We start from the raw sequence: 3,450 nt of genomic DNA on the forward strand, positions 1-3,450 counted from the left end.
CTCTTTAGTAAGGTAGAGGACAACCTCAGCTATGCCCTGCCAAATGGAGATCCGCGCTACATCACTGTCGTCGAAAAGAAAAAAGAAACACCCAATAAGTACCCAAGAAAGGCTGGTATGCCTAACAAACGCCCACTTTAATCCTATAAATAGCGCGCCCTTATTAAAAGTTGAGTAAAAATGATTTACAAAATCTACCTCGCTCTCTTGTTTCCAGGATCGGGAAAAAATGATTTACAAAATCATTTTTTTCTGCTATACTATCCTAAGCAAAGGTTTTTAATGTCATCCCGTGAGGTGACGAAGACGCAGAAATATATGAAATTCTTTAATGAGATACCCCTCTCTTTAAAGAAGTCTTACTCTGAGAGCCTGTTGCTGTAAAATAATGGGCTCTTTTTTGATGCCCAAAAGTGAGGTTTATATGAAACAAGAATCAACTATTGATTTGTTACTAGACGTTGATCAACGTCCTTCAGCTGGTAAAGGCATTCTTCTCAGCTTCCAGCACGTTTTTGCCATGTTTGGTGCAACCATCCTCGTTCCCTTAATTTTGGGAATGCCTGTATCTGTTGCCCTTTTTGCATCAGGCGTCGGGACACTCATCTACATGATTTCGACTGGTTTTAAAGTTCCAGTCTATCTCGGATCATCCTTCGCCTTTATCACGGCCATGTCTCTAGCTATGAAAGAGATGGGTGGCGATGTATCGGCCGCTCAAACTGGGGTTATCCTGACTGGTTTGGTTTATGTCCTTGTGGCTGCAAGTGTTCGTTTTGCAGGTACAAAATGGATCGATAAACTCTTACCACCAATCATTATCGGTCCTATGATTATCGTTATCGGTCTTGGTCTGGCAAGCTCAGCTGTTACAAACGCTGGTCTTGTCGCTGATGGAAACTGGAAAAATGCTCTTGTAGCGATTGTTACTTTCTTAATTGCTGCCTTTATCAATACAAAAGGGAAAGGCTTCCTTCGTATTATTCCTTTCCTCTTCGCTATCATCGGTGGTTATATCTTCGCTATGATGCTTGGTTTGGTTGACTTTACCCCAGTCCTACAAGCTGACTGGTTTGAAATTCCTGGTTTCTACTTACCATTTAACACTGGTGGTGCCTTTAAAGAATACAATCTCTACTTCGGTCCGGAAACAATCGCTATCTTGCCAATTGCTATCGTAACTATTTCTGAGCACATCGGAGACCATACGGTCTTAAGCCAAATATGTGGCCGTCAATTCTTAAAAGAGCCAGGTCTTCACCGTACTCTTCTCGGTGATGGTATCGCTACATCTGTATCCGCCTTCCTCGGTGGACCAGCCAATACCACTTACGGTGAGAATACTGGGGTTATCGGTATGACTCGTATCGCTTCTGTCTCTGTTATCCGTAACGCTGCCTTTATCGCAATTGCCCTTAGCTTCCTAGGTAAATTTACTGCCTTGATTTCAACCATTCCAAATGCTGTACTTGGTGGGATGTCCATCCTTCTCTACGGAGTTATCGCCAGCAACGGTTTGAAAGTCTTGATCAAGGAGCGTGTTGACTTCGGTCAAATGCGTAATCTCATCATTGCTAGTGCCATGTTGGTGCTTGGACTTGGTGGAGCCATCCTCAAACTTGGTCCAGTTACACTTTCTGGTACTGCTCTGTCAGCTATGGCAGGAATCATCTTAAACTTGATCTTGCCACACGAAAATAAAGACTAGTCATCTATACACACAAAATCCACTCAGTTGAGTGGATTTTTCTTATTCTTACCTTCCCCATGCAATCAAGAGATACATGAGACTAGACCCAAACATGTCTGCCAGAGCATGCATGAGGAAAAATGGTAAGAGATTTTTAAGCCTATACTTGTATAGAAAATAATAGAATAAACCATAAACTACACCAATAACCAGCGCCCAAATCAATCCTTGGTAGGTATGGAAAGAAATCCGAATGATAGTAGAATAAAGCAAAACCCACCACTTATGCTTTTCTTTCACTGAGGCCAACAACCCTAGAAAGAAAAACTCTTCATAGAAGCCATTTAGCAAGGCATAGGCAATTGCCATCGGACTAAGCGCTAGGAATTTCCGTATAATTTCCATGGGATCTATGTGGGCAAAAAGAGCTGGATTTAAGTAATTGTATTCACCAGTTAGTGTCGTCACCAAGTCTCCAAACAATCCCACAATGGCAAATATAAAAGGAACCCAAAAGAGAAGGGACCAGGTCCAACGAATAGGAAGCTGTTTGAAATCATAATTCCGAATCAAAAGGTAAAGCAAGGCCAAGGTCAGAAGTATCACTTGCAAGGTGAAGTTGCTCGAATAGGCAGCTCCTTCGCCGATAGTATTACTTGCCGTATCCACTATACTTGACAGACCTGTCGGAAACATACTTTCTAAAAAGAGCTCCGTTGAGCGAATGATAAACTGACCAAACATCAGAACTGTAATAATCAGAATATCAAACCATCTCAAGTAGCGCAGAGGCCTAGATGGATGAATGCTTTGTAAAATCTTCATATCTCCTCCATGTATCATTTAAGTATTAGATTATTTTAAAAATGAGCCTAAAATTTCATAAAATTTTTCTTTGGTTCCTTATCCTTGATCAGCATTTTGATATGATATACAAACTAACCACTTTTTATAGCTAGTTCCTCATTCAACCTTCCGTTTATTTTCTATCAACAAATCTTTCAAAGAAATGATGGTTACAGCTAGTAAGATCATAGCCATACCAACAAAATCAATCGTATAAAATTGTTCTTTCATAATCAGAAAGGCAAAGAAAACGGCTGAAATTGGCTCTATGGAAGCCAATAAACTAGATTTAACGGGGCCTATCAGACTAGCTCCTTTTAGGAAAGCGGTATAGGCAAAGACCGTTCCGATGATGATAATCCCAGCAAATGCAAAGAGAAAATCTAAGCTGGTCGGTATACTGGCTTGCAAAACCCCTGTAAAGGGAATAACGCCTACACCAGAAATAACCATGCCCACACCAATCACCAAAATACTGCCCCATTTCTTAATCAGAGTGATAGGAAGGATGATATAGAGGGCATAGGTCAAGGCAGAAAAGAGTCCCCAGAAAAGACCGACAGGTGTGACAGACAACTGGTCGACTTTCCCATGCGTCGCAATCAGAAAAGTTCCTCCTATCGCCAATCCAATCGAAACAATCTCCGCTAGAGTTGGTGCCACCCTGTCCTTGATACAAGTATAAATCAAGATCCCAACAGGACATACATACTGGAGAACTGTCGCCGTTCCAGCATTGGTTTCCTGAATGGCAGAAAGATAGGCAAACTGGTTTAAGAAAAGTCCAAACAAGGAAAATAGCAACAGAGATGACAGACTTTTTTTGTCCTTTAAAAAAGATAGGAGTTTATCCTTTGCAGTTGCAAAGGATAAAAATACCAGCGCCAAGCCAGCGATAATCAATCGTAAATTGG

Annotated in this window: 3 protein-coding genes; 1 reads left to right on the forward strand and 2 read right to left on the reverse strand. The window is 41.2% G+C overall.

Annotation, left to right across the window (positions count from 1 at the left end; all coding sequences use genetic code 11):
* Nucleotides 1-424 precede the first annotated feature (424 nt).
* A complete protein-coding gene (locus tag SORDD16_RS05720) occupies nucleotides 425-1,708 on the forward strand; it encodes a uracil-xanthine permease family protein (protein ID WP_061452882.1) in 1,284 nt (427 codons plus the stop codon).
* Nucleotides 1,709-1,756: 48 nt separating this feature from the next.
* Here the strand turns inward: SORDD16_RS05720 and SORDD16_RS05725 are convergent, their stop codons facing one another.
* Nucleotides 1,757-2,515, reverse strand: a complete 759-nt coding sequence (locus SORDD16_RS05725) for a CPBP family intramembrane glutamic endopeptidase (RefSeq protein WP_061452697.1) — start codon at nucleotides 2,513-2,515, stop codon at nucleotides 1,757-1,759.
* A gap of 138 nt (nucleotides 2,516-2,653) precedes the next feature.
* The coding region (locus tag SORDD16_RS05730; protein ID WP_081215157.1) for a DMT family transporter at nucleotides 2,654-3,450 on the reverse strand (797 nt) is incomplete at its 5' end.

The organism is Streptococcus oralis (genome assembly GCF_001578945.1).
Lineage (GTDB): Bacteria > Bacillota > Bacilli > Lactobacillales > Streptococcaceae > Streptococcus > Streptococcus oralis_Q.